Origin of the sequence: Cellulosimicrobium sp. JZ28, from assembly GCF_015327065.1 — a bacterium.
GTDB classification, from domain to species: Bacteria; Actinomycetota; Actinomycetes; order Actinomycetales; family Cellulomonadaceae; genus Cellulosimicrobium; species Cellulosimicrobium funkei.
Genome location: NZ_CP017660.1, coordinates 2,128,318 through 2,154,179 on the forward strand (window position 1 = coordinate 2,128,318; position 25,862 = coordinate 2,154,179).

Annotated in this window: 25 protein-coding genes and 2 pseudogenes; 13 read left to right on the forward strand and 14 right to left on the reverse strand. The window is 75.6% G+C overall.

Annotated features, from left to right (window positions below; translation table 11 throughout):
- Nucleotides 1-100: 100 nt before the first annotated feature.
- Both erpA and BJP59_RS09785 read right to left on the reverse strand, forming a co-directional pair.
- Nucleotides 101-451, reverse strand: coding sequence for an iron-sulfur cluster insertion protein ErpA (gene erpA / locus BJP59_RS09780; RefSeq protein WP_043658948.1), 351 nt, complete (start codon nucleotides 449-451; stop codon nucleotides 101-103).
- A 224-nt stretch (nucleotides 452-675) separates the two neighbouring features.
- Nucleotides 676-1,893, reverse strand: coding sequence for a glycerate kinase (locus BJP59_RS09785; RefSeq protein WP_194522845.1), 1,218 nt, complete (start codon nucleotides 1,891-1,893; stop codon nucleotides 676-678).
- Between the two features lie 138 nt (nucleotides 1,894-2,031).
- Between BJP59_RS09785 and nadA the strand changes: the two genes are divergently transcribed.
- Nucleotides 2,032-3,240: a quinolinate synthase NadA gene (gene nadA, locus BJP59_RS09790; protein WP_194523016.1), complete on the forward strand. Its 1,209-nt coding sequence runs from the start codon at nucleotides 2,032-2,034 to the stop codon at nucleotides 3,238-3,240.
- Between the two features lie 56 nt (nucleotides 3,241-3,296).
- A complete protein-coding gene (locus tag BJP59_RS09795) occupies nucleotides 3,297-3,896 on the forward strand; it encodes a DJ-1/PfpI family protein (protein ID WP_086151535.1) in 600 nt (199 codons plus the stop codon).
- Nucleotides 3,897-3,941: 45 nt separating this feature from the next.
- On the opposite strand, the gene BJP59_RS09800 is transcribed toward BJP59_RS09795, so the two are convergent.
- On the reverse strand, nucleotides 3,942-4,307 hold the full coding sequence (locus BJP59_RS09800; RefSeq protein WP_228485374.1) for a DUF3817 domain-containing protein: 366 nt from the start codon (nucleotides 4,305-4,307) through the stop codon (nucleotides 3,942-3,944).
- 93 nt (nucleotides 4,308-4,400) lie between these two features.
- Between BJP59_RS09800 and BJP59_RS09805 the strand changes: the two are divergent.
- A pseudogene (locus BJP59_RS09805) lies at nucleotides 4,401-4,930 on the forward strand (acyl-CoA thioesterase).
- Between the two features lie 72 nt (nucleotides 4,931-5,002).
- Here BJP59_RS09805 and BJP59_RS09810 read toward each other — a convergent pair.
- On the reverse strand, nucleotides 5,003-6,412 hold the full coding sequence (locus tag BJP59_RS09810) for a dipeptidase (protein ID WP_194522846.1): 1,410 nt from the start codon (nucleotides 6,410-6,412) through the stop codon (nucleotides 5,003-5,005).
- A gap of 211 nt (nucleotides 6,413-6,623) precedes the next feature.
- On the opposite strand from BJP59_RS09810, the gene BJP59_RS09815 reads away from it, so the two are divergent.
- Both BJP59_RS09815 and BJP59_RS09820 read left to right on the forward strand, forming a co-directional pair.
- Nucleotides 6,624-7,079: a DUF3043 domain-containing protein gene (locus BJP59_RS09815; protein WP_336244626.1), complete on the forward strand. Its 456-nt coding sequence runs from the start codon at nucleotides 6,624-6,626 to the stop codon at nucleotides 7,077-7,079.
- Nucleotides 7,080-7,129: 50 nt separating this feature from the next.
- Entirely contained in the window at nucleotides 7,130-8,143 is a 1,014-nt protein-coding gene (locus tag BJP59_RS09820) for an aldo/keto reductase family protein (protein ID WP_021483071.1), read from the forward strand.
- Nucleotides 8,144-8,201: 58 nt separating this feature from the next.
- Here BJP59_RS09820 and BJP59_RS20315 read toward each other — a convergent pair whose 3' ends face one another.
- A complete protein-coding gene (locus BJP59_RS20315) occupies nucleotides 8,202-8,537 on the reverse strand; it encodes a hypothetical protein (RefSeq protein ID WP_336244627.1) in 336 nt (111 codons plus the stop codon).
- Nucleotides 8,534-8,944, reverse strand: coding sequence for a hypothetical protein (locus BJP59_RS20320; protein ID WP_336244628.1), 411 nt, complete (start codon nucleotides 8,942-8,944; stop codon nucleotides 8,534-8,536). Before BJP59_RS20320 ends, BJP59_RS20315 begins: the two co-directional genes overlap by 4 nt.
- Before the next feature lie 62 nt (nucleotides 8,945-9,006).
- On the opposite strand from BJP59_RS20320, the pseudogene BJP59_RS19780 reads away from it, so the two are divergent.
- Together BJP59_RS19780 and BJP59_RS19785 are read left to right on the forward strand one after the other, a co-directional pair.
- Nucleotides 9,007-9,234: pseudogene (locus tag BJP59_RS19780) on the forward strand (GntR family transcriptional regulator); the annotation flags it as partial.
- 398 nt (nucleotides 9,235-9,632) lie between these two features.
- Nucleotides 9,633-10,517: an aminotransferase-like domain-containing protein gene (locus BJP59_RS19785; protein WP_228485375.1), complete on the forward strand. Its 885-nt coding sequence runs from the start codon at nucleotides 9,633-9,635 to the stop codon at nucleotides 10,515-10,517.
- Between the two features lie 108 nt (nucleotides 10,518-10,625).
- Here the strand turns inward: BJP59_RS19785 and BJP59_RS09835 are convergent, their stop codons facing one another.
- From BJP59_RS09835 to BJP59_RS09850, 4 genes are read right to left on the reverse strand one after another with little or no spacing between them, the layout of a single operon-like run.
- Nucleotides 10,626-10,835, reverse strand: coding sequence for a hypothetical protein (locus BJP59_RS09835; RefSeq protein ID WP_076405433.1), 210 nt, complete (start codon nucleotides 10,833-10,835; stop codon nucleotides 10,626-10,628).
- Nucleotides 10,832-11,944 carry a quinone-dependent dihydroorotate dehydrogenase gene (locus BJP59_RS09840; RefSeq protein WP_194522847.1) on the reverse strand — a complete coding sequence of 371 codons (1,113 nt, stop codon included), beginning with the start codon at nucleotides 11,942-11,944 and terminating at the stop codon, nucleotides 10,832-10,834. Before BJP59_RS09840 ends, BJP59_RS09835 begins: the two co-directional genes overlap by 4 nt.
- The gene (locus BJP59_RS09845; RefSeq protein WP_228485376.1) at nucleotides 11,941-12,492 is read right to left on the reverse strand and encodes a hypothetical protein; all 552 of its coding nucleotides are present in this window, start codon (nucleotides 12,490-12,492) and stop codon (nucleotides 11,941-11,943) included. Before BJP59_RS09845 ends, BJP59_RS09840 begins: the two co-directional genes overlap by 4 nt.
- Before the next feature lie 16 nt (nucleotides 12,493-12,508).
- Complete coding sequence (locus BJP59_RS09850; protein WP_034652936.1) at nucleotides 12,509-12,865, reverse strand: hypothetical protein; 357 nt, start codon at nucleotides 12,863-12,865, stop codon at nucleotides 12,509-12,511.
- A gap of 89 nt (nucleotides 12,866-12,954) precedes the next feature.
- Here BJP59_RS09850 and BJP59_RS09855 point away from each other — a divergent pair, with 89 nt between their 5' ends.
- A complete protein-coding gene (locus BJP59_RS09855) occupies nucleotides 12,955-14,460 on the forward strand; it encodes a leucyl aminopeptidase (RefSeq protein ID WP_194522848.1) in 1,506 nt (501 codons plus the stop codon).
- Nucleotides 14,461-14,544: 84 nt separating this feature from the next.
- Here the strand turns inward: BJP59_RS09855 and BJP59_RS09860 are convergent, their stop codons facing one another.
- Complete coding sequence (locus tag BJP59_RS09860; protein WP_043658675.1) at nucleotides 14,545-14,901, reverse strand: hypothetical protein; 357 nt, start codon at nucleotides 14,899-14,901, stop codon at nucleotides 14,545-14,547.
- Nucleotides 14,902-15,116: 215 nt separating this feature from the next.
- Between BJP59_RS09860 and lpdA the strand changes: the two genes are divergently transcribed.
- The 3 genes from lpdA to BJP59_RS09875 all read left to right on the forward strand — a co-directional run bounded on the left by lpdA (nucleotide 15,117) and on the right by BJP59_RS09875 (nucleotide 19,426).
- Nucleotides 15,117-16,499, forward strand: a complete 1,383-nt coding sequence (gene lpdA, locus BJP59_RS09865; protein ID WP_194522849.1) for a dihydrolipoyl dehydrogenase — start codon at nucleotides 15,117-15,119, stop codon at nucleotides 16,497-16,499.
- Nucleotides 16,500-16,529: 30 nt separating this feature from the next.
- Nucleotides 16,530-18,362: a 2-oxoglutarate dehydrogenase, E2 component, dihydrolipoamide succinyltransferase gene (gene sucB / locus BJP59_RS09870; protein ID WP_194522850.1), complete on the forward strand. Its 1,833-nt coding sequence runs from the start codon at nucleotides 16,530-16,532 to the stop codon at nucleotides 18,360-18,362.
- Nucleotides 18,363-18,532: 170 nt separating this feature from the next.
- On the forward strand, nucleotides 18,533-19,426 hold the full coding sequence (locus BJP59_RS09875; protein ID WP_009864240.1) for a TIGR01777 family oxidoreductase: 894 nt from the start codon (nucleotides 18,533-18,535) through the stop codon (nucleotides 19,424-19,426).
- A 76-nt stretch (nucleotides 19,427-19,502) separates the two neighbouring features.
- Here the strand turns inward: BJP59_RS09875 and BJP59_RS09880 are convergent, their stop codons facing one another.
- Both BJP59_RS09880 and BJP59_RS09885 read right to left on the reverse strand, forming a co-directional pair.
- On the reverse strand, nucleotides 19,503-21,023 hold the full coding sequence (locus tag BJP59_RS09880; protein ID WP_194522851.1) for a hypothetical protein: 1,521 nt from the start codon (nucleotides 21,021-21,023) through the stop codon (nucleotides 19,503-19,505).
- A gap of 89 nt (nucleotides 21,024-21,112) precedes the next feature.
- Complete coding sequence (locus tag BJP59_RS09885; protein ID WP_194522852.1) at nucleotides 21,113-22,153, reverse strand: Gfo/Idh/MocA family protein; 1,041 nt, start codon at nucleotides 22,151-22,153, stop codon at nucleotides 21,113-21,115.
- Nucleotides 22,154-22,326: 173 nt separating this feature from the next.
- Here BJP59_RS09885 and BJP59_RS09890 point away from each other — a divergent pair, with 173 nt between their 5' ends.
- Entirely contained in the window at nucleotides 22,327-23,040 is a 714-nt protein-coding gene (locus tag BJP59_RS09890; protein WP_034654648.1) for an HNH endonuclease family protein, read from the forward strand.
- On the opposite strand, the gene BJP59_RS09895 is transcribed toward BJP59_RS09890, so the two are convergent.
- A complete protein-coding gene (locus tag BJP59_RS09895; RefSeq protein WP_194522853.1) occupies nucleotides 22,953-25,331 on the reverse strand; it encodes an MMPL family transporter in 2,379 nt (792 codons plus the stop codon). The genes BJP59_RS09890 and BJP59_RS09895 overlap by 88 nt on opposite strands.
- A 20-nt stretch (nucleotides 25,332-25,351) precedes the next feature.
- Between BJP59_RS09895 and BJP59_RS09900 the strand changes: the two genes are divergently transcribed.
- Nucleotides 25,352-25,855, forward strand: coding sequence for a MarR family winged helix-turn-helix transcriptional regulator (locus BJP59_RS09900; protein ID WP_228485378.1), 504 nt, complete (start codon nucleotides 25,352-25,354; stop codon nucleotides 25,853-25,855).
- Nucleotides 25,856-25,862: the final 7 nt, after the last annotated feature.

Below are 25,862 nucleotides of genomic sequence, written 5' to 3' on the forward strand. Positions count from 1 at the left end.
GCGGAGCGCCACGACCCGCGGACGACGCGAGCCCGGCCACCCGCGGACGGGTGACCGGGCTCGTGCGGTCCGGTGGCGTGCGCGCGGCACGCCGGACGGCTCAGCTGAAGGAGCCGCCGCAGGCGCAGGCGCTGCCCGCGTTGGGGTTGTCGATCGTGAAGCCCTGCTTCTCGATCGTGTCGGCGAAGTCGATCGTCGCGCCCTCGAGGTAGGGGACGCTCATCTTGTCGACCACGACCTCGACGCCGTCGTAGTCGCGCAGCGCGTCGCCGTCGAGCACGCGCTCGTCGAAGTAGAGCTGGTAGATCAGGCCGGAGCAGCCGCCGGGCTGCACCGCGACGCGCAGGCGCAGGTCGTCACGACCCTCCTGCTCGAGGAGCGTGCGGACCTTGTCCGCGGCCTCGTCGGTCAGGTTGACGCCGTGCGTGGCAATGTCGGTGGTCTCGCTCATCTCGTCTCCGCGCTGTCGGGGGCAGTGCTGCCCCGGTGGTGGCCGGCTTCTCGGATCTCTCGAGAGAGATCCCGTCAGGTCCTCAACACCACACGTGCCGGTGGTGTTCCCGAGTCTACGACCCCGCGCGGCAGGAAGGTCGAACGGGCCTCGCCGCACGGGGTGCGAGGACGACGACGGAGGAGCCGCACGGGCGGCGACGTCGACCTCGGCCGACGCGCGCCTCAGCCGCGCGACCACGTGCGCGCGACGCGCTCCACGAGGTCGCGCGGGTCGCCGTCGCCCCACGCGTACGCACCGCTGAGCCCCGCGGCCGCCTGCTCGCGGCGGCCCGCGACGACCGCGCGCGCGACGACCACCACGGGGAGCGCGTGCCGCGCCGCCCGGCCGGCCACCTCGCGGACGGTCCCCTCGCCGAGCTCGTGCGCGCCGAGCTCGTCCGCGAGCACCACGACGACGTCCGCGGCCGCGAGCCGCGCGTCGAGCCCGACGTCGTCCGCCACGACCCGCAGCGCGGGCACGAGCCGGCCGCCCAGCGCCGCGACGGCGAAGCCCAGACCTCCCCCGCTGCCCGCCCCCGGCAGCCCGGCGAGGCGGCGGCCCGCCGTCGCGCCCGCGAGCAGGTCGCGCCCGACGATCCCGCGCTCCCCGGGCCCGGCGGCATCCGCGCGGTCGACGGCGGCGGCCACGTCGTGCGCGACCGCGCCGAGCGCGCGCTCGAGGTGCTGGGCCACCAGCGGGTCGACACCGCGCGCGTCGAGGGTCGCGCTCGCCCCGTGCAGCCCGAGGAGCGTGACGTCGGACGCGACGGCCGCCACGAGGTGCGTGCCGCCCAGCGCGGCGCGCGCGGCGCGCACGACGTCGGCCAGCCCGGCGGGCGCGACGTCCGGCGCGACGCCGGGCGCCCACGGCTCGCCCGCGAGCGCGAGGAGCGCCCCGAGGCCCGCGTCGTGGCTCGTGCTGCCCCCGGTCGCGAGGACGACCCGGCCGGGGCCCGAACCCGCCCGGGCGGCGTCGACCGCGAGCGCGAGCAGGTGCCCCACGGCCGCCGACGAGCGGGCGGGCACCGTCGTCGGCGTCCCGTCGGCGTCGACGACGACGGCCTCCCCGGTGGCCGGGACCTGGGACACGTCGACGAAGACCGTCCGTGCCCGCGCGCCCTCGTGCGGCGAGGACGCACGCCGTCGCACGGCGACCGGGACCTCCGCGCCGCCCGGGCCCGGCACGACGCCCGCGAGGACCTCGGGCGCGACGGGAGCGAGGGCGTCGAGGAACGCGGGCCCCGACGCGGCGAGGGGCACGGTGTCCACGGCGCCGTGCGCGGACCACCACGAGGCGACGTCGGCGAGGCGCGGTCCGTCGGTAGTCGGCACGACGTCGCGGCCCGGCCACGCGCCGTCGGGCGGGGGCGGGACGGCGGACCCGGTGAGCAGCACGCGCATGCCCGGATTGTGCCAGCCCGGGCGCGGCCCGGCGGGTCATGCCTGGGCGCGCCGATCCGCGGTGGGAGGGCCCTCTCCGTCTCCGCGGCGCTGTGCGACGATGGTCCCGTGAGCACCGGGAGCACCTTGTTGTCGTCCGTGGGCGGTCAGAGCACCGCACGCCCGGGCGGTTTCGTCGAGCCCAGCCCGTCCGCCCTGCTCCTGCTGGGGCAGGGCCGCGACCTCGCGTCCGAGCGGGGCGTCGAGTGCGTGGGCGACCTGCCCGCGCCGAGCGACCCCGACCTGGTCGAGCGCGCCCGGGTCGCGCGCGCCGCGCTGGGCGAGCGGGCGTTCGTCCTGGGCCACCATTACCAGCGCGACGAGGTCATCGACTTCGCCGACGTCACGGGCGACTCCTTCAAGCTCGCGCGCGAGGCGGCCGCCCGCCCCGAGGCGGAGTTCATCCTGTTCTGCGGCGTGCACTTCATGGCCGAGAGCGCGGACATCCTCACCTCCGACGCGCAGCAGGTGGTGCTGCCGGACCTCGCGGCGGGCTGCTCGATGGCGGACATGGCCGCGATCGACCAGGTCGAGGACGCGTGGGACGTGCTGCAGGAGGTCGGCATCGCCGACTCGACGATCCCCGTGACCTACATGAACTCCTCGGCCGCGATCAAGGCCTTCACGGGGCGCCACGGCGGCACGGTGTGCACGTCGTCGAACGCGGAGGTCGCGCTGCGCTGGGCGTTCGACCAGGTGGGCGGCGTGGACGGCACGGGCAAGGTCCTGTTCCTCCCGGACCAGCACCTGGGCCGCAACACCGCGGTCCTGAAGCTCGCGATGTCGCTCGACGACTGCGTCGTGTTCGACCCGCGCAAGCCGAACGGCGGCCTCACCGACGCCGAGCTGCGCGACGCGCGCATGATCCTGTGGCGCGGGCACTGCTCGGTCCACGGGCGGTTCTCGGCGAAGAACGTCGACGACGTCCGCGCGGCCGTCCCGGACGTCAACGTGCTGGTGCACCCCGAGTGCAAGCACGAGGTCGTCACGGCGGCGGACTTCGTCGGGTCGACGGAGTACATCATCAAGATGCTCGACGCCGCCGAGCCGGGCTCGGCGTGGGCGATCGGGACCGAGCTCAACCTCGTGCGCCGCGTCGCGCGGGCGCACCCGGACAAGCAGGTGCACTATCTCGACTCGACGGTGTGCTTCTGCTCGACGATGAACCGGATCGACCTGCCGCACCTCGTGTGGGCGATGGAGTCGCTCGTCGCCGGACGCGTGGTGAACCGGATCGTCGTGGACGCCGACGACGCGCACTGGGCGCGCGTCGCGCTCGACCAGATGCTCGCCCTGCCCGGCCTCTAGGCGCGCGGGCAGGAGCGGTCGAGGCCCTCGGGACGCGGGGGCGCGCGGAGGTGGCCATGGGAACGGGTAACGGGACGAACGTCGGGATCTTCGTCTTCGACGAGGCCGAGGAGCTCGACGTCGCCGGGCCGTTCGAGGTGCTGTCGGCGTGGGCCGAGCACTCCGCGCTCAAGCCCCAGGTGTCGACGTTCTCGTGGGACGGCGGCGGCGTGCGGCTCGCGAAGGGCCTCCGGCTGCTCCCCGACCGCTCGGCGGACGACGTCGGCCCCCTCCACCTGCTCGTGTACCCCGGCGGTCGCGGGACGCGCCCGCTGCTCGCCGACCGCGTGCACCTCGAGTGGCTGCGCGCGATGCGGGCGCGCACCCCGGTGATCGCGAGCGTCTGCACGGGCTCGCTCGTCCTCGCCGCGGCGGGGCTCCTCGCGGGCCGGCCCGCGACGACGCACTGGGCGCACTACGACGAGCTCGCGCGGATCGACCCGAGCGTCGTGGTCGACACGGAGGCGCGCTACGTCGACGACGGCGACGTGGTCACCTCCGCCGGGGTGTCCGCGGGGATCGACATGGCGCTGCACCTCGTCGCGCGCCTGGAGAGCGCCGACGTCGCGCGCGCCGTACGGCGCGGGATCCAGTACGACCCCGACCCGCCGGTCTGATCGGGCCGAGCGGTCGGCGGGCCTGGGGTCAGCCGACCCGAGCGGTCAGCGGCGCGCGTAGCGGCCGGTGCGGTGCGCCCAGACGTCGAAGAGGACGGTGCAGAACGGCGGGACGGTCGCGGCGAGCGCGAGGAAGGTCGTCCAGAGCGACCAGCGGACGCGCACGGCCACGAGCACGGCGAGCGCGACGTACACGAGCACGAGCGCCCCGTGGACGGGCCCGAAGATCTCCACGCCGCGCTCGGTCGTCCCGGCGACCCACTTGAGGTACATGCCGACGAGCAGCCCGGCCCAGGAGAACGCCTCGGCGATCGCGACCGCGCGGAACGCGCGGACCTGCCACGGGTGCGCGGCGGGCGACCCGGTGTCGGCGGTGGCGGTGGGGCGAGGGGCGGGGCTCGTCGTCGTCACGGCGCGCATCTTCGCACACCGACCTGGAGGGGGATCGCCCGCCGTCGACTACAGATACCCGATACCGCTGGTGCGGGGTAGTAGCCTGCCCCGGTGACCCGCCAGATCCAGCTCCTCGTCGCCAGCACGATGCCGCGCAAGGCCGTGCCGGGCCGCGGCGTCCTCGAGCCGTCCGTCACGCGCATGCGCGTGCGTCCGGGCGACCTCGACTTCTACCTGCACGTGAACAACGGCGTGTACCTGCAGATGATGGACGTCGCGCGCAGCAACTTCATCGCCGACCTCGGCGGGTTCCCCCTGCTCAAGGACAAGGGCTGGTACCCCGTCGTCGCGGCGTCGACCATGAAGTACCGCCGCTCCCTGCAGCTCGGGGACCGCTTCGAGATCACGACGCGCGTGCTCGGGTGGGACGAGCGCGTCGTGTACCTCGAGCAGGTGTTCACGCGCCGCGGGGACCTCTGCGCGCGCGGCCTCGTCGCCGGGCGCTTCCTCGCGCGCGGGTCCGGCGACCGGATCGCCGCGCCCGACGTCGTCGGGCTCCTGGGCGGCGACGTCACCTCCCCGAGCTCCCGGACGACGTCGCGCGGTGGGCCCGGGCGGTCGACGTCGCGCACCGTGCCTGACGCCTGACGCCGCACGGCGACGCTCCCCGGCCGACCGGGGAGCGTCGCCGCGTGCGGTCCGGCGGGCGCGGGTCAGGCGACCGCGCCGCCGAGCCGGGCGAGCAGGAGCGCCTCGGCGAGCACGACCTTCTCCAGCTCGCCGAGGTGGACCGACTCGTTCGCGCCGTGCGCGCGCGAGTCCGGGTCCTCGACGCCCGTGACGAGGATCGCCGCGTCCGGGAAGACCTCGAGCAGGTCGGCGATGAACGGGATCGACCCGCCGATGCCGATGTCGACGGGGTCCGTGCCCCACGACGTCGCGAACGCCCACCGCGCGGCCCGCATCGCCTCGGAGTCCGCCGGGGCGAGGAACGGCTTGCCCTGCTCGCCGTCGCGCACGGTCACGCGCGCGCCGAACGGCGCGTGCGACTCGAGGTGCGTGCGCAGCGCCGCCATCGCGGCCGCCGGGTCCTGGCCGGGCGCGAGCCGCACCGAGAGCTTCGCGGTCGCGCGGGGCGTGAGGGTGTTCGACGCGTGCGCGACGCTCGGCGCGTCGAGCCCGATCACGGCGATCGCCGGCTTGGTCCACAGCCGCCCGGCGATGCTGCCCTCCCCCGCGAGGACGGTGCCGTCGAGGAGCGAGGAGTCGGCGCGGAAGTCGGCCTCGGCGTAGTCCACGGTCGGCTCGTCCGCGGTGGCGAGCCCGGGCACGGCGACGTTGCCCGCGTCGTCGTGCAGGGTCGCGATCAGCCGCGCGAGCAGCGTCACGGCGTCGAGCACGGGGCCGCCGAACATGCCCGAGTGCACCGCGTGGTCGAGCACCGCGACCTCGACCTCGCAGTCCACGAGCCCGCGCAGCGACGTCGTGAGCGCGGGCACGCCGATCTTCCAGTTCGAGGAGTCGGCGACGACGATGACGTCGGCCGCGAGCAGGTCGCGGTGCTGCGTGAGGAACGGCAGGAAGGTCGGCGAGCCGATCTCCTCCTCGCCCTCGACGAACACCGTCACCCCGACGGGGAGGTCGCCGATCTCCAGGAGGGCACGCAGGGCGCCGAGGTGGGCCACGACGCCCGCCTTGTCGTCGGCCGCGCCGCGGCCGTAGAGGCGACCGTCGCGCTCGGTCGGCTCGAACGGGTCGGTCTCCCACGTGCCGGCGTCGCCCGGGGGCTGGACGTCGTGGTGCGCGTACAGCAGGACGGTCGGGGCGCCGTCGGGCGCCGGGCGGCGCGCGACGACGGCGGGCGCGCCTTCGGTGCCGTCCTCGGCCCGGGCGCGCAGCACCTGGACCTCGGGCAGGCCGGCGTCGCGCAGGAGCGCGGCCACGGCGTCGGCGCTGGCGGCGACGTGCGCCTGGTCGAACGCGGCGTTCGAGACGCTCGGCACGCGCACGAGCGACTCCAGGTCGGCGCGCAGCGCCGGGAAGAGCCGGGCGACGGTCTCGCGGAGCGTGGTCGCGAGGGCGGTGCCGGGCGCGGGGGCGGTGGGTTCGGGTGAGTTCGTCACGACCAGCACGGTACGACACCGTGCGGCCCCGGACCCGCGTCCAGGCACCCCGTCGGCTCGACTACCCTGGAGGGGTGTTCTCCCGCAACAAGGCCGCCGCGACCCCCGCCGCCCCCGACCCCGTCGAGGAGGCGGCCGAGATCGAGCGCGCCGGCAAGGGCCGCCCGACCCCAAGCGCAAGGTCTCCGAGGCCGCGAACAAGCGTCCCCTCGTGCCGAACGACCGCCGCGCCGCCGCGAAGTCCGCGCGGGAGAAGCAGCGCGAGATGCGCGACCGTCAGTACCAGGCCATGCAGACCGGCGACGAGCGCTACCTGCCGCCGCGCGACAAGGGCCCGGTCAAGCGCTACGTGCGCGAGTACGTCGACGCCCGCTGGAACCTCGGCGAGTTCTTCCTGCCCGTCGCCCTCGTCTTCATCGTGTTCTCGTTCCTCACGGCGCAGAACCAGGAGCTCGCGTTCCTCACGGTCATGACGCTGTACGTCATCGTCCTGCTCACCGTCGTCGACGGCTTCATCATGTGGCGGCGCCTGCGCAAGCGCCTCCTCGCGAAGTTCGGCGACATCCCCAAGGGCACGGTCATGTACGCGGTCATGCGGGCGTTCCAGCTCCGCCGCGCGCGGCTGCCCAAGCCGACGCACAAGAAGCACGGCGTCTACCCCGAGTGACGACGGCGCCCGGCCCCGCGAGCGGCCGGGCCCGCGGCTAGGTTGGGTCCATGCCCACCTACCGCTACCTCGGCAACTCGGGTCTCAAGATCTCCGAGATCACCTACGGCAACTGGCTCACCCACGGCTCCCAGGTCGAGAACGACGTCGCGACCGCGTGCGTGCACGCAGCCCTCGACGCCGGCATCTCGACGTTCGACACCGCGGACGTCTACGCCAACACGAAGGCCGAGCAGGTGCTCGGCGACGCCCTCAAGGGCCAGCGACGCGAGTCGCTCGAGATCTTCACGAAGGTCTACTGGCCGACCGGCCCCGGCGGCCCCAACGACACCGGCCTGTCGCGCAAGCACGTCATGGAGTCGATCAACGGCTCCCTGAAGCGGCTCGGCACCGACTACGTCGACCTCTACCAGGCGCACCGGTACGACACCGAGACGCCGCTCGAGGAGACGATGCAGGCGTTCGCCGATATCGTGCGCCAGGGCAAGGCCCTGTACATCGGCGTCTCCGAGTGGACGGCGGACCAGATCCGCGCGGGCCACGCGCTCGCGCAAGACCTCGGGTTCCAGCTCATCTCCTCCCAGCCGCAGTACTCCATGCTCTGGCGCGTCATCGAGGACGAGGTCGTGCCGACGTCGCGCGAGCTCGGGCTCTCGCAGATCGTCTGGTCGCCCATGGCGCAGGGCGTGCTGTCCGGCAAGTACCTCCCCGGCAAGCCGCTGCCGGCAGGGTCGCGCGCGACCGACGACAAGGGCGGCGCGCGCATGATCCAGCGCTTCCTCACCGACGACGTGCTCACGCGCGTGCAGAACCTCCGGCCCGTCGCCGACGAGCTGGGCCTGAGCATGGCGCAGCTCGCGATCGCGTGGGTGCTGCAGAACGACAACGTCGCCGCGGCGCTCGTCGGGGCGTCGCGCCCCGAGCAGGTCGCGGAGAACGTCAAGGCGTCGGGCGTGACGATCCCGGCCGAGCTCATGACGCGCATCGACGAGATCCTCGGGGGCGCCGTCGAGCGCGACCCGGGCAAGACGGCGGAGAACGCCCCCCAGGGCCGCGTCGCCTGACGGACGCCACCGCACGCGACGACGGCCCCGGCGGCGCGCCGGGGCCGTCGTCGTCTCCTCACCGGCCGGACGCGGGCATGCCTCCCTCGTCCGGCCGGGGGCCTGCGGTCGCGGGGACGGGCTCCCGCGACGCGGTCTCGATGTCCGACGCGGGCTCGCCGTCCGACGCCCCCTCGACGTCCGCCGCCGCCTCGGAGGCCGCGGCGGCGACGAGCCCGCGCGGCGCGAACCAGCGCGCCGTGAGCTGGACGATCGGCCCGACGGCGAGCGCGTAGGCGACCGTCGCCCAGCCGAGCGTGCCGCCGAGCGCCCAGCCCAGCGTCACGACGACGACCTCGAGGAGGGTCCGCACGAGCCGCACCGACCAGCCGGTGCGCGCCACCAGGCCGGTCATGAGTCCGTCCCGGGGCCCCGGGCCGAGCCGCACTCCCAGGTAGGCCGCCGTCGCGAGGCCGTTGAGCACGATGCCCCGAGGGCCAGGGCCACGCTCGCGGCGACACCCGGGTCGGGCACGAGGCGCGTGACGAGCGCGATGGCCGGGTCGATCGTCAGCGTGATGATGACGACGTTCGCAACCGTGCCGATCCCGGGCCGCTGCCGGAGCGGTATCCAGGCCAGCAGGGCCAGCACGCTCAGCGACCCGACGACGACGCCGAACGGGAGCCCCGTGCGGCGGACGACGCCCTGGTGCAGCACGTCCCACGGCATCCCGCCCTGGCCCGCGTGGATCAGCAGCGCCATGGACAGCGCGTAGCCGAGCAGGCCGAGGAGGAGCTGGGCGGCGCGACGGGTGGGGCTCATGAGCGTCATCCTGACCGCCGAGTGGCATCGACATCCATAGCCAATCGCGAGAGAGTGGCCCCATGAGCCTCGCCCCGGCCGGGACGGTCGACGTCCACCGCCACCTGTCCACCGCTGCCGCCGCCCGGCTGCTCGGCCGGTGGCACGCGGGCGGCCCCGCGTACACCGCACTCGCCGACGCGCTGCGGGCCGCCGTCCTCGCGGGAACCCTCGCGCCGCACACGCGCCTGCCGTCCGAGCGCGACCTCGCCGTCGCTCTCGGCGTCTCGCGCACCACGACCGCCGCCGCGTACGGGCGGCTGCGCGAGCTCGGGTTCGCGCGCTCGCGCACCGGCTCGGGGACCGTCGTCGTGCTGCCCCGCCCGAGCGCGCGCCGGCCCGCGGACCGCGCGGCCGGCGGCGACGCCCCGCCCGGGCCCGCGCCGCGCACCGCGCCGATCGACCTCGCCGACCTGTCCCAGGCGACCTCCGCCGCCCCGAGCGGCCTGCACGCCGCCTACTCGCGCGCGCTGGAGCGGCTGCCCGAGTACCTGTCCGGCGGCGGCTACGAGCCGTACGGCCTCGGCGTGCTCCGCGAGGCCCTCGCCGACCACCACACGCGCCGCGGCACGCCCACCACGCCCGACGAGGTGCTCGTCACCACAGGTGCCCAGCACGCCATCACCACGCTCGCCGACACCCTCCTCGGGTGGGAGACCGCGCCGTCGTGCAGTCGCCCACGTACTACCACGCGATGGAGTCGCTGCGGCGGGCGGGCGCGCGGCTGGTGCCCGTCCCCGTGGGCCGGGGCGACCGCGGGGCGCGGGGCGGCCACGACCACGACGCGCCGGGGTTCGACGTCGACCTGTTCGACTCGACGCTGCGGCAGGTCGCGCCGCGGCTCGTCTACCTCGTGCCCGACTTCCACAACCCGACCGCCTACACCCTCACGCCCGAGGAGCGGGCGGGCGTGCGCGACGCCGCGGCGCGCCACCGCGTGACCGTGGTCGGCGACGAGACGCTCACCGACCTCGACCTCGACGGCGACCCGGACGCCACCGGTCCGGTCCTGGAGCCGCTCGCGGGAGACGGCACCTCGCCGTACGTCGTCACGGTCGGCTCGGCGTCCAAGTCGTTCTGGGGCGGGCTGCGGGTCGGCTGGGTCCGCGCCCACCCGGACCTCGTCGCCCGCCTCGCGCGCACGCGGCAGTCGGCGGACATCGCCACCGCGGTGCTGGAGCAGCTCACCGTCGTCGAGCTGCTCGACGACGCCCCCACGGTTCTCGCCGAGCGCCGTCGGACGCTCCGCGCGCAGCGCGACCTCCTGTGCGGCCTGCTCGCCCGGGCGCTGCCGCAGTGGCGCGTGGCCGTGCCCGAGGGCGGTCTCTCGCTGTGGGTCGACCTGGGCGCGCCGGTCGCGCAGGCGCTCGCCGCCGCCGCGGCGGCCGAGGGCGTGCTCGTCAACGCCGGCCCGACCTTCACGCCCGACGGCAGCGCGGCCGACCGGCTGCGCCTGACGTTCTCCCGACCGCCCGAGCAGCTCGAGCACGCCGTGGCACGGCTCGCCGCCGCGTGGGCCCGGGTCGCGGGCTGACGGTCCTCCGGGGCGACGGCGCGCGACGGGCTCGCGCGCCCGCGTTGCCCGCGTCGCCCGGGCCGGACCAGCCGGCCGTGCGTCCAGGTCAGGAGGCGGGCGACCCGGTCAGGGGACGCGCAGCTCCACCGTCGCGGTCGCCTGGCTGCCGTCGTGCAGGAGCCGGGCGGCGGCAGCGCCCTCCGCGGCGAGGCTCCGCCAGGTCTCGCCGAGCCACTGCTCGGCGTCGTACTGCGTCGTGAAGACGGGGCTCACCGGCGAGGCGAGCGCGCGCCCCTCGGCGTCGTCGAGCTCCCAGACCCACTGCGGCCGGATCATCGTGCCTCCTTCGCGTCGGCGCCCCGCACGTGCGCGCCGGGCTCGGGGTGCCGCGCGAGGGAGCGGTTGATCCGCGCCGCCCACAGCGGGCCCTGGTAGAGGAACCCGGTGTACCCCTGCACGAGGTCCGCGCCCGCGTGCAGGTAGTCGCGCGCGTCGTGCGCGGTGGTGATCCCCCCGACGCCGATGATCGCGCGCTGCGGCCCGAGCCGCTCGCGCAGGCGCGCGACGACGGCCAGGCCGCGCGCGCGGACGGGCGGGCCCGAGAGGCCGCCGGGCCCGCGGTCGTGCGCGATCGTCGTGTTCACGGCGACGACGCCGTCGAGGTCGAGCTCGTCCACGAGTTCGGCGACGGCGTCGACGTCCTCGTCCGCGAGGTCCGGGGCGATCTTGACGAGCAGCGGCACCCGGTCGACGCCCGCGTCCGCCGTGGCCGCGTCGGCCGCCTCGCGCACGGCCACAAGGATCGGCCGCAGCGACTCGACCTCCTGGAGGTCGCGCAGGCCCGGTGTGTTCGGGGACGACACGTTCACCACGAGGTAGTCCGCGTACGGCGCGAGCAGGCCCGCGCTCGTCGCGTAGTCCGCGGCCGCCTCCTCGGCGGGCGTGACCTTCGTCTTGCCGATGTTCGCCCCGACGAGCGCGGCCCGCCCGCCTCGCGTCGAGCGCAGGGCCGCGAGCCGGCGCGCGGCCGCCGCGGCGCCCTCGTTGTTGAACCCCATGCGGTTGCGCACGCCCTGGACGTCGAGCTCGCGCCACAGGCGCGGCCGCTCGTTGCCGGGCTGGGCGTGCGCCGTCACGGTGCCGATCTCGACGAACGCGAAGCCGAGCATCGTCAGCCCCCGCACCGCCCGGGCGTCCTTGTCGAAGCCGCCCGCGAGCCCGAACGGCGCCGGGAAGACCTTGCCGAGCACCTCGACGCTCCCCCGGCCCCCCGCCGCGCGGCCCAGGTAGGGCGCGAGCGCCCCCTGGACGACGTCGCGCAGCACGGGCACGCGCCCGGCGAACCCGATGAGGTCGAACGCCACGTGGTGCGCCCGCTCCGGGTCCATCCGGCGGAACACAGTGTCGAAGAGGAGGCCGTAGAGGAGCGGTCGGCGGCGGGTCATGCGGCGTCCTCCGGGGCGTCGGTGGCGGGGGTGGTGGGGGTGGTGGGGGTGGTGGGGGGCGGGGTGGTCGCGCCGGGCGCGGCGGGCCGGGTGCGCCAGAGCCACCAGAGCCCGACGAACGGCAGCACGAGCGGGACGTAGCCGTAGCCCTGGCCGAAGCCCGACCAGACGGTCGCGCGCGGGAAGGCCTCGGGGTCGGCGAGCGAGAACGCGCCGACGGTCAGGACGCCGACGAGCTCGACGCCCACGGCGAGCCACGCGACGCGGCGCGCGACGCGGCCGCCCCGCGCGAGGGCGATCGTCGCGACGACGTAGACCGCCGCCGCGAGCGCCGACAGCGCGTAGGCGAGCGGCGCCTCGTGCCAGTCGCGCAGGAGCTGGACCCCCGCACGGGCGGTGGCGGCGAGCGCGAAGATCCCGTAGACGGCGACGAGCACCCGGCCGAAGCCGCCGTTGGTGCGGCGCTGCCCCGAACGGGGGTCCGGGCGACCGCCCGCTGCGGGCGTCGCCGCCGGGTCCGCCCCGTCGGGGGCGGCAGGTGCGCTCATGGCGAGGGCCTCCAGGTCAGGCGTTCCAGATCTGCCACAGCCGCCACTCGAGGAACGCGACCGTGAGCGCGGCGACCGCGAGCACGACGGAGCTCCAGCGCGAGCGCTCCGCGAACGCCCACAGCGCGGCGACGGGCAGGATGACGAGTGCGGTCACGAGGTAGCCCCACAGCAGGACCGGGTCGGTGGGCGCCGTCCCGGTCGCGCCGAGCACACCGAGCACGACCGCCTGCACGAGGATCAGCCCCTCGATCACCGCGGCGCCCCACAGCTGGCGCAGGATCACCGCGCGGTCGCGCGCGACGAACACGACCGCCCAGGCGGCGAGCGCGACGCACGCCGCGACCACGAGGAGCAGGAGGGGGAGGACCACGCCGCCGAGCGTACCGGGGGCGGTGGGCGGCGCGGGAATCGTCCACAGGCCCGGCGGACCCCGCGGGCGGCCGGGGATAGCATCGCGGGGTGGCTGAACTGACCGTCTCCAGCAAGAATCCCGCCGGTGCCAAGGTCGACGCGCTCGTCGTCGGCACCCACACGACGTCCGACGGCGTCGCGATCGTCGGGGGCGACCTGCCCCGTCCGGTGGTCGCCGCCCTCGAGGACCTCGCACCCGCGCTCGGCATCACGGGCGCCGCCGACGAGGTCCGCAAGGTCCCCGCCGGTCCCGACCTCAAGGCGGGCGTGCTCGTGCTCGTGGGCCTCGGCGCCCGCCGGGCCGACGGCACGTTCGGCGCCGAGGCGCTGCGCCGTGCGGCGGGGGCCGCGCTGCGCGCGCTCGCCGGCACCGCGTCGGTCGCCGTCGCGCTGCCCGTCGAGGACGACGCGCAGCTCGCCGCCGTCGCCGAGGGCGCGCTCCTGGGCACGTACACGTTCGCGCGCTACCGCACGGGCGAGGCCGCGACGTCGGCCGGGAGCCGTCCGCCCGCGACCGTCGAGATCCTCGCGGCGAACGCGCGCAGCGCCGCGGCGAAGGCCGCGGTCGAGCGCGCGACGGTCGTCGCCGCGGCCGTCAACGCGACGCGCGACCTCGTGAACGCGGCGCCGAACGACCTGTACCCGGCCGCGTTCGCCGACGTCGCGAAGCAGGCCGTCAAGGAGTCCGGCGCCAAGGGCCTCAAGGTCACCGTGCTCGACGACAAGGCGCTCGCCGCGGGCGGGTACGGCGGCCTGGTCGGCGTCGGCCAGGGCTCGGCGCGCGGGCCGCGCCTCGTCAAGGTCGCCTACACGCCGTCGCGCCCTGCGGCGAAGGTCGCGCTCGTCGGCAAGGGCATCACGTTCGACTCGGGCGGCATCTCCATCAAGCCCGCGAAGGGCATGGAGGCGATGAAGTCCGACATGGCCGGCGCCGCCGCGGTGCTCCAGACCGTCGTCGCCGCCGCGCGCCTGGGCCTGCCCGTGGCGGTCACGGGCTGGCTGTGCCTGGCGGAGAACATGCCGTCCGGCACCGCGCAGCGCCCGTCCGACGTCATCACGATCCGGGGCGGCAAGACGGTCGAGGTGCTCAACACCGACGCCGAGGGCCGCCTCGTCATGGCCGACGGCCTCGTCGCCGCGGTCGAGGAGAAGCCCGACGTCGTGCTCGACGTCGCGACGCTCACCGGCGCCCAGATGGTCGCGCTCGGCAACCGCGTCTCGGCGGTCATGGGCGCCGACGACGTGCGCGCGGAGGTCGTCGCGGCGGCCGACGCCGCGGGCGAGCAGTTCTGGCCGATGCCGCTGCCCGAGGAGCTGGGCGCGTCGCTGAAGTCGAAGGTCGCGGACCTCGCCAACATCGGCGACCGGTTCGGCGGGATGCTCGTCGCCGGGCTGTTCCTCCAGGAGTTCGTCGGCGAGACGCCGTGGGCCCACCTCGACATCGCCGGCCCCGCGTTCAACGAGGGCTCCGCGCACGGGTACACGCCGGTCGGCGGCACGGGCGTCGCCGTCCGCACCCTGCTGAGCCTGGTCGAGGGCCGCGCCCGCCGCTGACCCGACCCCGCCGAGCAGGCGGTCCTGGTCCGTCCGGTCGCCCCGACGGACCAGGACCGCCTGCTCGCCCGGCGGACGACCCGGTCAGGAGCTCCTGCGCTGGCGCGAGTTCCAGTCCCGCATGCGCTGCGGGTAGCCGGTGAAGCGGACGTTGTAGACGGGCACGCCCAGCGAGCCGGCGACGTCGAACGCCGTCTTCTCGTCCGGGACGCGGCGCCGCGTCCACTCCCCCGTCGTCGCGATGAGCAGGAGCGTCGCGCCCGTGTCCGGCGTGGGCGGCTCGACGTACGCCTCGACGCCGACGCGCGTGCGCACGAACTCCTGCAGGTGCGCGAGCGTCGCGCGGCGGGCGTCCGACGGCGCGGCCGCGGCGCCGCCCGGCGACGAGGTCGTCGCGGGACGGCGGGAGAACAGGCTGGACAGCTTGGGCAGCCGGGGCACAGCGGCAGGGTACAGCGTGACCCTGGTCATACGGTGGGCACGCTGTCTCCATCGTCACAGCCGTACGGCCCAGGTTTCGATTGGGGAGCCCGTGCCCGAGGTGCCAAGATGGCTCCCGGAGAACGTTCACGCACCGTGGGTCAGCGGTTCCCGTCCGGCCCGCCGTCGTGCCGTGGACGCCCGCTCTCGCTCTCCCCTCGCTGAAGGAGTCGCACGTGGCCGAACCCGGCACACCATTCGACGTCGTCGTCCTGGGCGGAGGCAGCGCCGGCTACGCCACCGCGCTGCGTGCCGCCCAGCTCGGTCTCGACGTCGCGCTCGTCGAGTCGGGCCGGCTCGGCGGCACCTGCCTGCACAACGGGTGCATCCCCACCAAGGCGCTGCTCCACGCGGCCGAGCTCGCCGACGGCGCCCGCGAGGGCGCGAAGTTCGGCGTGCGCAGCACGCTCGAGGGCATCGACATGGCGGGGGTCAACGCGTACAAGGACGGCGTCGTCGCCGGCCTGTACAAGGGTCTCCAGGGACTCGTCTCCTCGCGCGGCATCACGTACGTCGAGGGCCACGGTCGCCTCGTGGCGCAGGACACGGTCGAGGTCGACGGCACCCGCTACACCGGCCACCACGTCGTGCTCGCCACCGGCTCGTACGCCCGGTCGCTGCCCGGTCTCGAGATCGGGGGCCGGGTCGTCACGTCCGACCAGGCGCTGCGGCTCGACCGCGTGCCGAAGTCGGTCGTCGTGCTCGGCGGCGGCGTCATCGGCGTCGAGTTCGCGAGCGTGTGGAAGTCGTTCGGCGCCGACGTCCAGATCGTCGAGGCGCTGCCCCACCTCGTGCCGAACGAGGACGTGGCGCTGTCGAAGGCGCTCGAGCGCGCGTTCCGCAAGCGGGGCATCGCGTTCTCGCTCGGCGACCGGTTCGCCGGCGTCAAGGAGACCGACTCCGGGGTCACCGTGACCCTCGAGTCCGGCAAGACGTTCGAGGCCGAGCTGCTGCTCGTCGCCGTCGGGCGCGGCCCGCGCACCGCGGACCTCGGGTTCGAGGAGCAGGGCCTCACGCTCGACCGCGGCTTCGTGATCGTCGACGAGCGCCTGCACACGGGCGTCGGCAACATCTGGGCCGCGGGCGACATCGTCCCCGGACTCCAGCTCGCCCACCGCGGCTTCGCGCAGGGCATCTTCCTCGCGGAGCAGATCGCGGGCCTCGACCCGACGCCGATCGTCGAGTCGTCGATCCCCCGGGTCACGTACTGCGAGCCCGAGGTCGCGTCCGTCGGCGTCACCGAGGCCGACGCCGCCGAGACGTGGGGGGCCGACCAGGTCGAGTCCCTCGAGTACAACCTCGCCGGCAACGGCAAGAGCAAGATCCTCGGGACGAGCGGCTTCGTCAAGCTCGTGCGCCGCAAGGACGGTCCCGTCGTCGGCGTGCACATGATCGGCGCCCGCGTCGGCGAGCTCGTCGGCGAGGGCCAGCTGATCGTGGGCTGGGAGGCGTACCCCGAGGACGTCGCCGCCCTGGTCCACGCCCACCCCACCCAGAACGAGGCACTCGGAGAGGCGCACCTGGCCCTGGCCGGCAAGCCTCTGCACGCCCACAACTGACCCCAACGATCGAAGGAGACCAGGCAGGTCATGTCTGAGAACGTGCAGATGCCGGCCCTCGGCGAGTCCGTCACCGAAGGCACCGTCACCCGTTGGCTCAAGTCGGTCGGCGACACCGTCGCCGTCGACGAGCCGCTGCTCGAGGTCTCGACCGACAAGGTCGACACCGAGATCCCGTCGCCCGTCGCGGGCACGCTCGAGCAGATCCTCGTCCAGGAGGACGAGACCGTCGAGGTCGGCGCGAACCTCGCCGTGATCGGCGACGGCTCGGGCGGTGGCGGCTCCACGCCGGCCCCCGCCGAGGCCGAGGCCGAGGCCGAGACCGAGGCTCCGGCCCCGCAGGCCGCGCCGGAGCCGGAGCAGCCGGCCGCCCAGGAGGCGCCCGCCGCCCCCGCGGCCGCCGAGCAGCCCGCGCCGTCCGGCGACTCCGCCGGTGGCGGCGAGGAGATCAAGCTCCCGGCGCTCGGCGAGTCCGTCACCGAGGGCACCGTCACGCGGTGGCTCAAGTCGGTCGGCGACACCGTCGAGGTCGACGAGCCGCTGCTCGAGGTCTCGACCGACAAGGTCGACACCGAGGTCCCGTCGCCCGTCGCAGGCACCGTCCAGCAGATCCTCGTCCAGGAGGACGAGACGGTCGAGGTCGGCGCCGTGCTCGCGATCGTCGGCTCCGGTGCCGCCCCGGCCGCGGCCCCCGCCGCTCCGGCCGAGCAGCCCGCGCAGGAGGCCCCGAAGCAGGAGGCTCCGAAGCAGGAGGAGGCGTCGACCGAGGCGCGCACCCCGGCGAGCGAGGCGGACGTCCCCGCGCAGGCCGCGCAGGAGGAGACGCCCGCCCCCGCGACGAGCGCCCCCGCTCCCGCCGCGGAGAAGCCGGCCGCGCCGTCGGCTCCTGGCGCGACCCCGGCCCCGGCCGCCAAGGCCGGCGGCACGTACCTCACGCCGCTCGTGCGCAAGCTCGCCGCGGACAAGGGCGTCGACCTCTCGTCCCTCACGGGCACGGGCGTCGGCGGCCGCATCCGCAAGGAGGACGTGCTCGAGGCAGCCCGCAAGGCCGAGGAGGCCAAGGCGGCGCCCGCCGCTGCCGCACCGGCCGCCCCCGCGGCCGGTGGTGGCGCCCCGAAGAAGGCGTCGGTCCCGGCGGTCTCCCCGCTGCGCGGCACGACCGAGAAGACGAGCCGCCTGCGCAAGCTGGTCGCGAGCCGCATGGTCGAGGCGCTGAGCACGCAGGCCCAGCTCACGACGGCGGTCGAGGTCGACGTCACGCGCGTCGCCGCCCTGCGCAACCGCGCCAAGGCGGACTTCAAGGCACGCGAGGGCGCGAACCTCACGTTCCTGCCGTTCTTCACGCTCGCCGCGGTCGAGGCGCTCAAGGCCTACCCGAAGATCAACGCGACCTTCGCCGAGGACGAGATCACCTACCACGGCCAGGAGAACGTGGGCATCGCGGTCGACACCGAGCGCGGCCTCGTGGTCCCCGTGATCAAGGACGCGGGCGACCTCAACCTCGCCGGCATCGCGCGCAAGATCGCCGACCTCGGCGCGCGCACGCGTGCCAACAAGGTCGGTCCGGACGAGCTCGCGGGCGCGACGTTCACGATCACGAACACCGGCTCGGGCGGCGCCGTCTTCGACACGCCGATCGTCCCGGTCGGTCAGGTCGCGATCCTCGGCACGGGCACGATCACGAAGCGCCCCGTCGTCGTGACGGACGTGGACGGGAACGACACGATCGGCATCCGTTCGACGTGCTTCATCTTCCTGTCCTACGACCACCGCCTGGTCGACGGTGCGGACGCCGCGCGCTTCCTCACCACCATCAAGAACCGCATCGAGGAGGGCGCGTTCGAGGCCGAGGTCGGCCTCTGACGGACCCGCTCCGCGGCACCCGCCGCGGACGGCGCCGGCCTGCTCCGGCGCGACGCTGACGAGGGCCCCGACCGCACGCCGGTCGGGGCCCTCGCTCGTCCCTCCGTCCCGGCCGCGGATCCGTCCCGCGGACCGTGCCGAGTCCGCCGCAGACCCGTAGCGTGTCTCCCATGGACATCGTCGTGGCGGGCTCGCACGGGCTCATCGGCACCGAGCTGCTCGAACGTCTCCGGGCGGACGGTCACCACGTGCGCCGCCTCGTGCGCCGCGCACCGCAGACCTCGGACGAGCACGAGTGGGACCCCGACTCCGGCCGGCTGGACCCGGGCGTGCTCGCGGGGGCGGACGCCGTCGTCAACCTCGCCGGAGCGGGCATCGGCGACCACCGCTGGACGACAGCGTACAAGCGGACGCTCGTCACGTCCCGCACGCGCACCACCGGGTTGCTCGCCCGCACGATCGCCGGCCTCGACTCGCCGCCGCCGGTCTGGCTCCAGGGCTCCGCCATCGGGTACTACGGCGACCGGGGCTCCCAGGTGCTCACGGAGACGTCGGCGTCGGGAGACGGCTTCCTCGCGCGGCTGGTCCGCGAGTGGGAGGCCGCGACCGCTCCCGCGGAGCAGGCGGGGGTCCGCGTCGTGCACGCCCGCACCGGCATCGTGCTCTCCCCCGACGGCGGCGCGCTCGGCCGGCTGCTGCCCCTCCTGCGGCTCGGCGTGGGCGGGCGCCTCGGCCCCGGGACGCAGTACTGGAGCTGGATCACGCTGCGCGACGAGGTCGCCGCGCTGCAGCACCTCCTCACCGCCCCCGTGCACGGCCCCGTCAACCTGTCCGCCCCGCACCCGGCGACCAACGCCGAGATCACCCGGGCGCTCGCGCGGGCGCTGCACCGTCCTGCCGTGCTCGCGGTGCCGTCGTTCGCCCTGCACGTCGCGCTCGGCGAGCTCGCGTCCGACATCCTCGGCTCCCAGCGCGCCCTGCCCACCGTCCTCGAGGCGAGCGGGTTCACGTGGTCCGACCCCGTCCTGGAGGACGCCGCGCGCGAGGTCGTCGAGAGCCGCTGACCGGCGGTCCTCACGGCCGGGCAGCGGACGGCACCCGGCGCGCTCGACGACGGCTCGCCCTGCGGTACGGACGAGGTCACCGCGCCTCGGCGACGCGCCACCCCGCGTCCGTCCACCGCAGCACCAGGACGACCGTGGTCCGCGGCGTGGCGGGCACCTCCACCTCGCCCGCGGCCGTGCGCTGGTGGTGGGCCGACACCGCGTAGTCCACGGCCACCGTCGCAGCCTCGGCCCCGTGCCCCTCGCCGGCATCCGGCGGCCGGGGCTCGACGTGCCGGGCGTCGAAGACCTCGGCCCGTGCCCCGACCACGTCGACGCCGTCGAGCGCGGCGAGCAGCTCGGCGTCGCGCGCCTCGGCGGCCGAACCGTCGACCACCACCGCGGACAGGTCCCCCGCACCGTCCGCGAGGAGCTCCAGCCGCCGCGCGGTGAGGGTGCGCGCCGCACCGAGCGGGTCGGCCCGGTCGAGCGTGGGGTCGGTCGCCGGATCCGCGGCCGACGCCGTGCGGGTGGTCGCGGGACCGTCGTCGCGCACGGGCGAGGACCACGGCGTGCCGACCGCGAGCGCGACGACCACCGCCACGACGAGCCCCGCGCCGCCGAGGAGGGCCGTCGTCGTGCGGCCGGACCACGGGAGTCGCCGCCGGTCCGGCCGGCGGGCGTGCGCACCGGCCCTCGCCCCGCGCCCGAGGCCGGACCGCCGCGCCGACCGCTCCGGGACCCCGCGCGGTCCGCGCACCCCACGACGACCGGACGCCGCGGCCACGTCGTCGCGGGCCGCTCGCCGCCCCGGCACCGCCGGGCGGGGAGATCGCCGACCCGCCAGGGCGCCGGCGACGAGCCGCGCGGGGTCCGGCATGACGATCGGCTGCGGCTCGACGGCGTCGTAGCAGCGCGCGGCGAACGTCCCGACGGCGGGACGGGCGGCCGGCTCGTCGCGGAGCGCGACGGCGAGCTCCGCGTGCAGCGCGGCGAGAGCCCGCGCCTCGTCGGGGTCGGGCGGCGCCGCGTGCGCGGGGTGGCTCGACGCGGGCGGAGGGACGAGACCGAGGACCGTGCGGGCGAGGTCGCGGACGTCGTCGGCGCTCGACGCCGTCGTGGGCGCCAGCGGCGGGCGCAGCACCGTCCGACCGTCCGGGGCGACGACGACCGACGTAGCGTCCAGGGCGCCGTGGCTGCGGCCCTCGCGGTGGAGCGCCGTCAGCGCCTGGGCGACCGGGACGAGGACCGTCACCGCCTCCCCCGCGCGGAGCGGCTCGCGCGCGGCGGCGAGCTCGTCGAGGCGCAGGCCGCCGACGTGGTCGACGAGGACGGCGAGCGACGAGCCGTCCCCCGCCACGACGCCGCGCACCGCCGCGAGGTGGTCGTGCTCCCCGCCGAGCCCGCGCAGGTGCTCGACGAGCGCGGCCCGCGCCCCCGGGTCCGCGGGCGCCGCGAGCAGCGCGACCTCGCACACCGTCCCGGCGGCGTCGCGGGCGACCACCCCGCCGACCGCGCCCGGCTCCCGGTGCAGCGACCACCCCGCCGCCGCGAGCGCCGGCCCGAGGTCGGCGACGGACGGCCCGGGCGGGCGCGGGCGGCGGGACGACGACGGCATGCCCCCATCCCACCGCACGACGCGCCCGCGCGAGCCGTCGTCCACAGGACGAATCTGGTCCGGTTCAGGGCCTACCGAACAGCACGCCGTCACACGTCGAGCAGGCGACCCTCCCGCGCGCTGCGGCGCGCGGCGTCGAGCACCTCGGCCGTGCGGACGGCGTCGCGCGGGTCGACCGGCACGGGGCCGTCGTCGAGCAGCCACGCGGCGACCGCGCGGTAGAAGTCCGCGTGCCCGCCGGGGGCCTGCGGCACGGGCTCGCGCTCGCGACCGCGCGTGACCCAGCCGAGGGTGCCTGCGGGCGCGGCGTCGTCGAACACCTCGAAGGGCGACGCGTCGTTCTCGAACGTCGTGACGACGTACGCACCGCCCGTGCCGAGCACGCGCGTGCGCGGGCCGGGTGCGCCGACGACGGACCCCGCCCAGAGGCGGCTCACGACGGCGTTCCCGTCGGCGTCCGGGGCGTGGTGGACCACGAGGAACACGTCGTCCTCGGTGGGGGTCGTGTGCGAGCGGAGCTCGGCCCACACGCCGGTGACGGGACCGAAGAGCTGCGTGGCGGAGTCGACGAGGTGCGGCCCGAGGTCGAGGAGCAGGCCGCCCCCGACGAGGTCGTTCTCCTTCCAGCGCTGCTGCGGCACGGGACGCCAGCGCTCCCAGCGGCGCTCGAACGTGTGGACCCGGCCGAGGTCGCCGCGGTCGAGCACGGACCGCAGCGTGAGCTGCTCCGGGTCCCACCGGCGGTTCTGGAAGACGGTGAGCGGGGTCCCCGCCTCCTCGGCGGCGTCGACGACGGCGCGCGACGCCGTGGCGCCCAGGGCGAGCGGCTTGTCCACCACGACGGGGACGCCCGCGCGCACGAGCGCGGTCGCGTGGTCCGCGTGGAGCGCGGACGGGCTGGCCACGACCACGACGTCGTAGGCCGCGCGGTCGGCGAGGAGGGCCTCGACGTCGTCGTGCAGGTGCACGCCGGGCCAGTCCTCGGCGGCGGCGGCGCGTCGCTCCGGCGAGCGCACGACGACGGCCGTGACGGTGTGCCCCGCCTCCCGCACGAGACGTGCGTGGATGCCGCGGCCGGCCCCTCCGTACCCGACGATCCCGACCCTGAGCGTGCGTGCGGCGGTGTCCATGTCGACCAATCTAGCGGCGTCGTGGCCGGACGCCCGGGGGTGCACGGGGCACGTCGGGCGCGGGCCGGAGCACTCCGGGCGACCTGGCAGAATGTGCGCGTTGGTCCGATATGGAGCGCTGCGTACCGTCTCGCGGGGGTCGGGCCGAGATTCGGTTTCGGGAAGGTCGTCCCTTGAGCACCACGAGCCGCCAGGTCCCTCGTCGGAGCGTCCTGCGCTACGTCCTCATCGCCCTGGCGATCGCGATCGTCGTCGCGAACGTCATCAACCAGCGGTCCGTCGCGGCGGACACCGACCCGGAGCCGGTCGCCGGGAGCGCGCTCGAGGCCCTCGCGGGCCTCGAGGTCAAGGGCCCCGGGCCGGACACCGGCTACGAGCGCGCGCTGTTCGGCCCGGCGTGGGCCGACGTCGACGGCAACGGGTGCGACACCCGCAACGACATCCTCGCGCGCGACCTCACGGACCTGACCTTCTCGACGCGCGGCGACGTCTGCGAGGTCCGCACCGGGACCTTCGACGACCCGTACACGGGCGAGACGATCGACTTCCGCCGCGGCAACGCGACGAGCGCGGCGGTCCAGATCGACCACGTCGTGCCGCTGCTCGACGCGTGGCGCAAGGGCGCTCGCGCCTGGGACGACGAGACGCGTCGGCAGTTCGCGAACGACCCCCTCAACCTGCTCGCGTCCGACGGCCCGGCGAACCAGTCGAAGGGCGCGCGCGACGCGTCGGCGTGGCTGCCCCCGAACCACGCGTTCCGGTGTCCGTACGTCGCCCGGCAGATCGCCGTGAAGGCGGCCTACGAGCTCTCGGTCACGCCGTCGGAGTCGGAGGCGATGGCGCGCGTGCTGGCGGACTGCCCCGCCGAGCCGCTCCCGGCGGGCTGAGCCGGCTCCCCCGGTCCGCGGTCCAGACGCCCGAGGGCGCTCGGCCACCAGGCGCGACGGCCGACGTCGTGCACGAGGGCGGGCACGAGGAGCGACCGCACCACGAGGGTGTCGACGAGGACGCCGAACGCGACGATGAACGCGAGCTGGGCGAGGAAGAGCAGCGGGATGATCCCGAGCGCGGCGAACGTGGCCGCGAGCACGACGCCCGCGGACGTGATGACCGACCCCGTGACCGCGAGCCCGCGCAGCACGCCGCGCCGTGTGCCGACGCGCAGGCTCTCCTCGCGCACCCGGGTCATGAGGAAGATCGAGTAGTCCACACCCAGCGCGACGAGGAAGCAGAACGCGTAGAGCGGGACGGCCGGGTCCGCGCCGGGGAAGTCGAGCACGTGGTTGAAGACGATCGCGGCGACGCCGAGGGCGGCCCCGAACGACAGCACGTTCGCGAGCATGAGCAGCACGGGCGCGAGCACGGACCGCAGCAGCAGGACGAGGATCAGCAGGATCACGACCAGCACGACGGGCACGATGACCCGCAGGTCGCGCTGCCCCGCGAGCTGGGTGTCCAGGCGCTCGGCCGCGGCACCGCCGACGACGGCCTCGGGCGAGACCTCGTGCACGGCGTCGCGCAGCGCCGAGACCGTCTCCACGGCCTCCTGGCTGTCGGACGGCGCCTCGGTCGTGACGTCGACGCGCACCTGCCCGTCGACGACGAGCGGGTCACCCTGCGCGGGCGCCCCGGGAGCGACGGCGGGCTGGTCGGTGACGGGCGTCGCCGCGGCGACGCCGTCCGTGCCCTCGGCCGCCGTGACGACCGCGTCGAGGTCCGCCTCGGGCGCGATGACGGTCGCCGGCTGCGCGGACACGCCCTCGAAGTGCGCGGTGAGCGCCTCCTCGCCCGCGACGGAGTCGACGTCCGCGAGGAAGACCTCCGAGTCGCCGGTCCCCTCGGCGTCGAGCGTCGGCACGAACGCCGCGCACGCGGCCAGGACGAGCGCCGTGACGATCCACACGCGCCGGTCGTGGCGGCCGACGAAGCTCGCGACGCGCGACCACACGCCGTGCCCCTCGATGCTCACGCTGTTCTCGCCCTCGGGCGACGCCTGGGCGACGGCGGCCTCGTGGGCCGCGTGGTCGGCGTCGTACCGCGGCATGCGCGGCCAGAACAGCGCGCGGGACCGCTGCCCCGCGACGAGCAGGAGCGCCGGCAGGAGCGTGAGCGCGGCGACGAACGCCGCGGCGATGCCGATCGCCGCGACGGGGCCGAGGCTGCGGTTGGACGACAGGTCGGACAGGAGCAGGCAGAGCAGACCCGCGATGACGGTGCCGGCGCTCGCCGCGATCGGCTCGACCGAGGCCCGCACGGCACGGCGCAGCGCCGTCGCCGTCGACCGCACGAGGCGCAGCTCCTCGCGGTAGCGGGCCACCACGAGCAACGAGTAGTCGACCGCGGCCCCGACGACGAGGATCGAGAGGATGCCCTGGGACTGCCCGTTGAGCGTCAGGACGTCCGCCGCCGCGAGCTCGTAGACGACGAGACCGGCGAGCGTCAGCGCGAGCACGGCCGTGAGGATGACGATGAACGGCAGGATCGGCGAGCGGTAGACGACCGCGAGGATGACGAGCACCGCCCCGAGCGCGACGAGCAGCAGCACGGTGTCGATCCCGCCGAAGGCCGTGACGAGGTCGGCGACGAACCCGGCGGGGCCGGTGACCCACACGTCGAGCGACGTGCCGGCGAGGCCGCCGTCGGCCGCGTCCGCGGCGGCGAGGTCACGCAGCGCGCCGACGGCGAGCTCGCTCACGCTGCTCTCGTCCGCCCCGATGCGGTCGGACGCGACGGACGCGTCGAGCGAGACGACGACGAGCGCGGCCTCCCCGTCCTCGGACGGCACGAGGACCGGGTCGGCGATCGAGACGTCGCCCACGGTCGCGGGCTCGTCGCCCGAGGTCCCCTCGAGCGGTGCGGCGGGGACGGCTTGCGCGTAGGCGTCGAGCGCCGTGAGGTCGTCGGGAGTGAGCGCGCTCCCCTCACCAGTCGTCGCGACGACGAGCGCGGGCAGCGTCTCGGCGTCGGTGAACTCCTGCGCGACCTCGGCGGCGCGCGTCGACTCGGCACTCGCGGGCAGGAACGCCGCGGCGTCGTTGGTCTGCACGCTGCTCAGACGACCCTGCGCCTGACCACCCAGTGCGCCGATGGCCATCCAGAGACCGATGACTGCGACAATGATCAGTCCGCGGAGGAACCCGCCCGTCCGATTGCTCAGCATGCTGAGGAATGGTGCCATGGTGGAGGGAGGAATGCACGTTGGAGCTTGCACCGAGGGACCGCACCGGGCCGCACGTCGACCCGGACGTCGGCGACCCCGCCCCCAGCGATCCCCAGGAGTGGGCCACCGGCAGGCTCCTCTTCGCCGTCGCGCGCCGGATCGAACGGGAGTGGAACGCCCACCTCGGGCAGTGGGACCTCAACCACGCCGGTTTCCCCGTGCTCATGCACCTGCTGTCCGGACCGCGGTCCCAGCGCGTCCTCGCGGACGAGTCGGGCGTCACGGAGCAGACCATGAGCCGGATCGTCGCGCGGCTCGAGCGGGCCGGCTACGTGACGCGCACCGGCGACCCCACCGACCGTCGCCGTCGGGCCGTGGCCATCACCGACGCCGGGCGCGCGGCCGGGCTCGCGGCGGCTCGCCGCCGCCCCGCGGAGGACCTCGCGACGCGCGGCCTCGACGACGAGCAGATCGCCGCCCTGCGCGCGGCGCTCCTCACGCTTCTCGAGACCCTCCCCCGCACACCGGGCGACGAGCGTTAGCCTGACC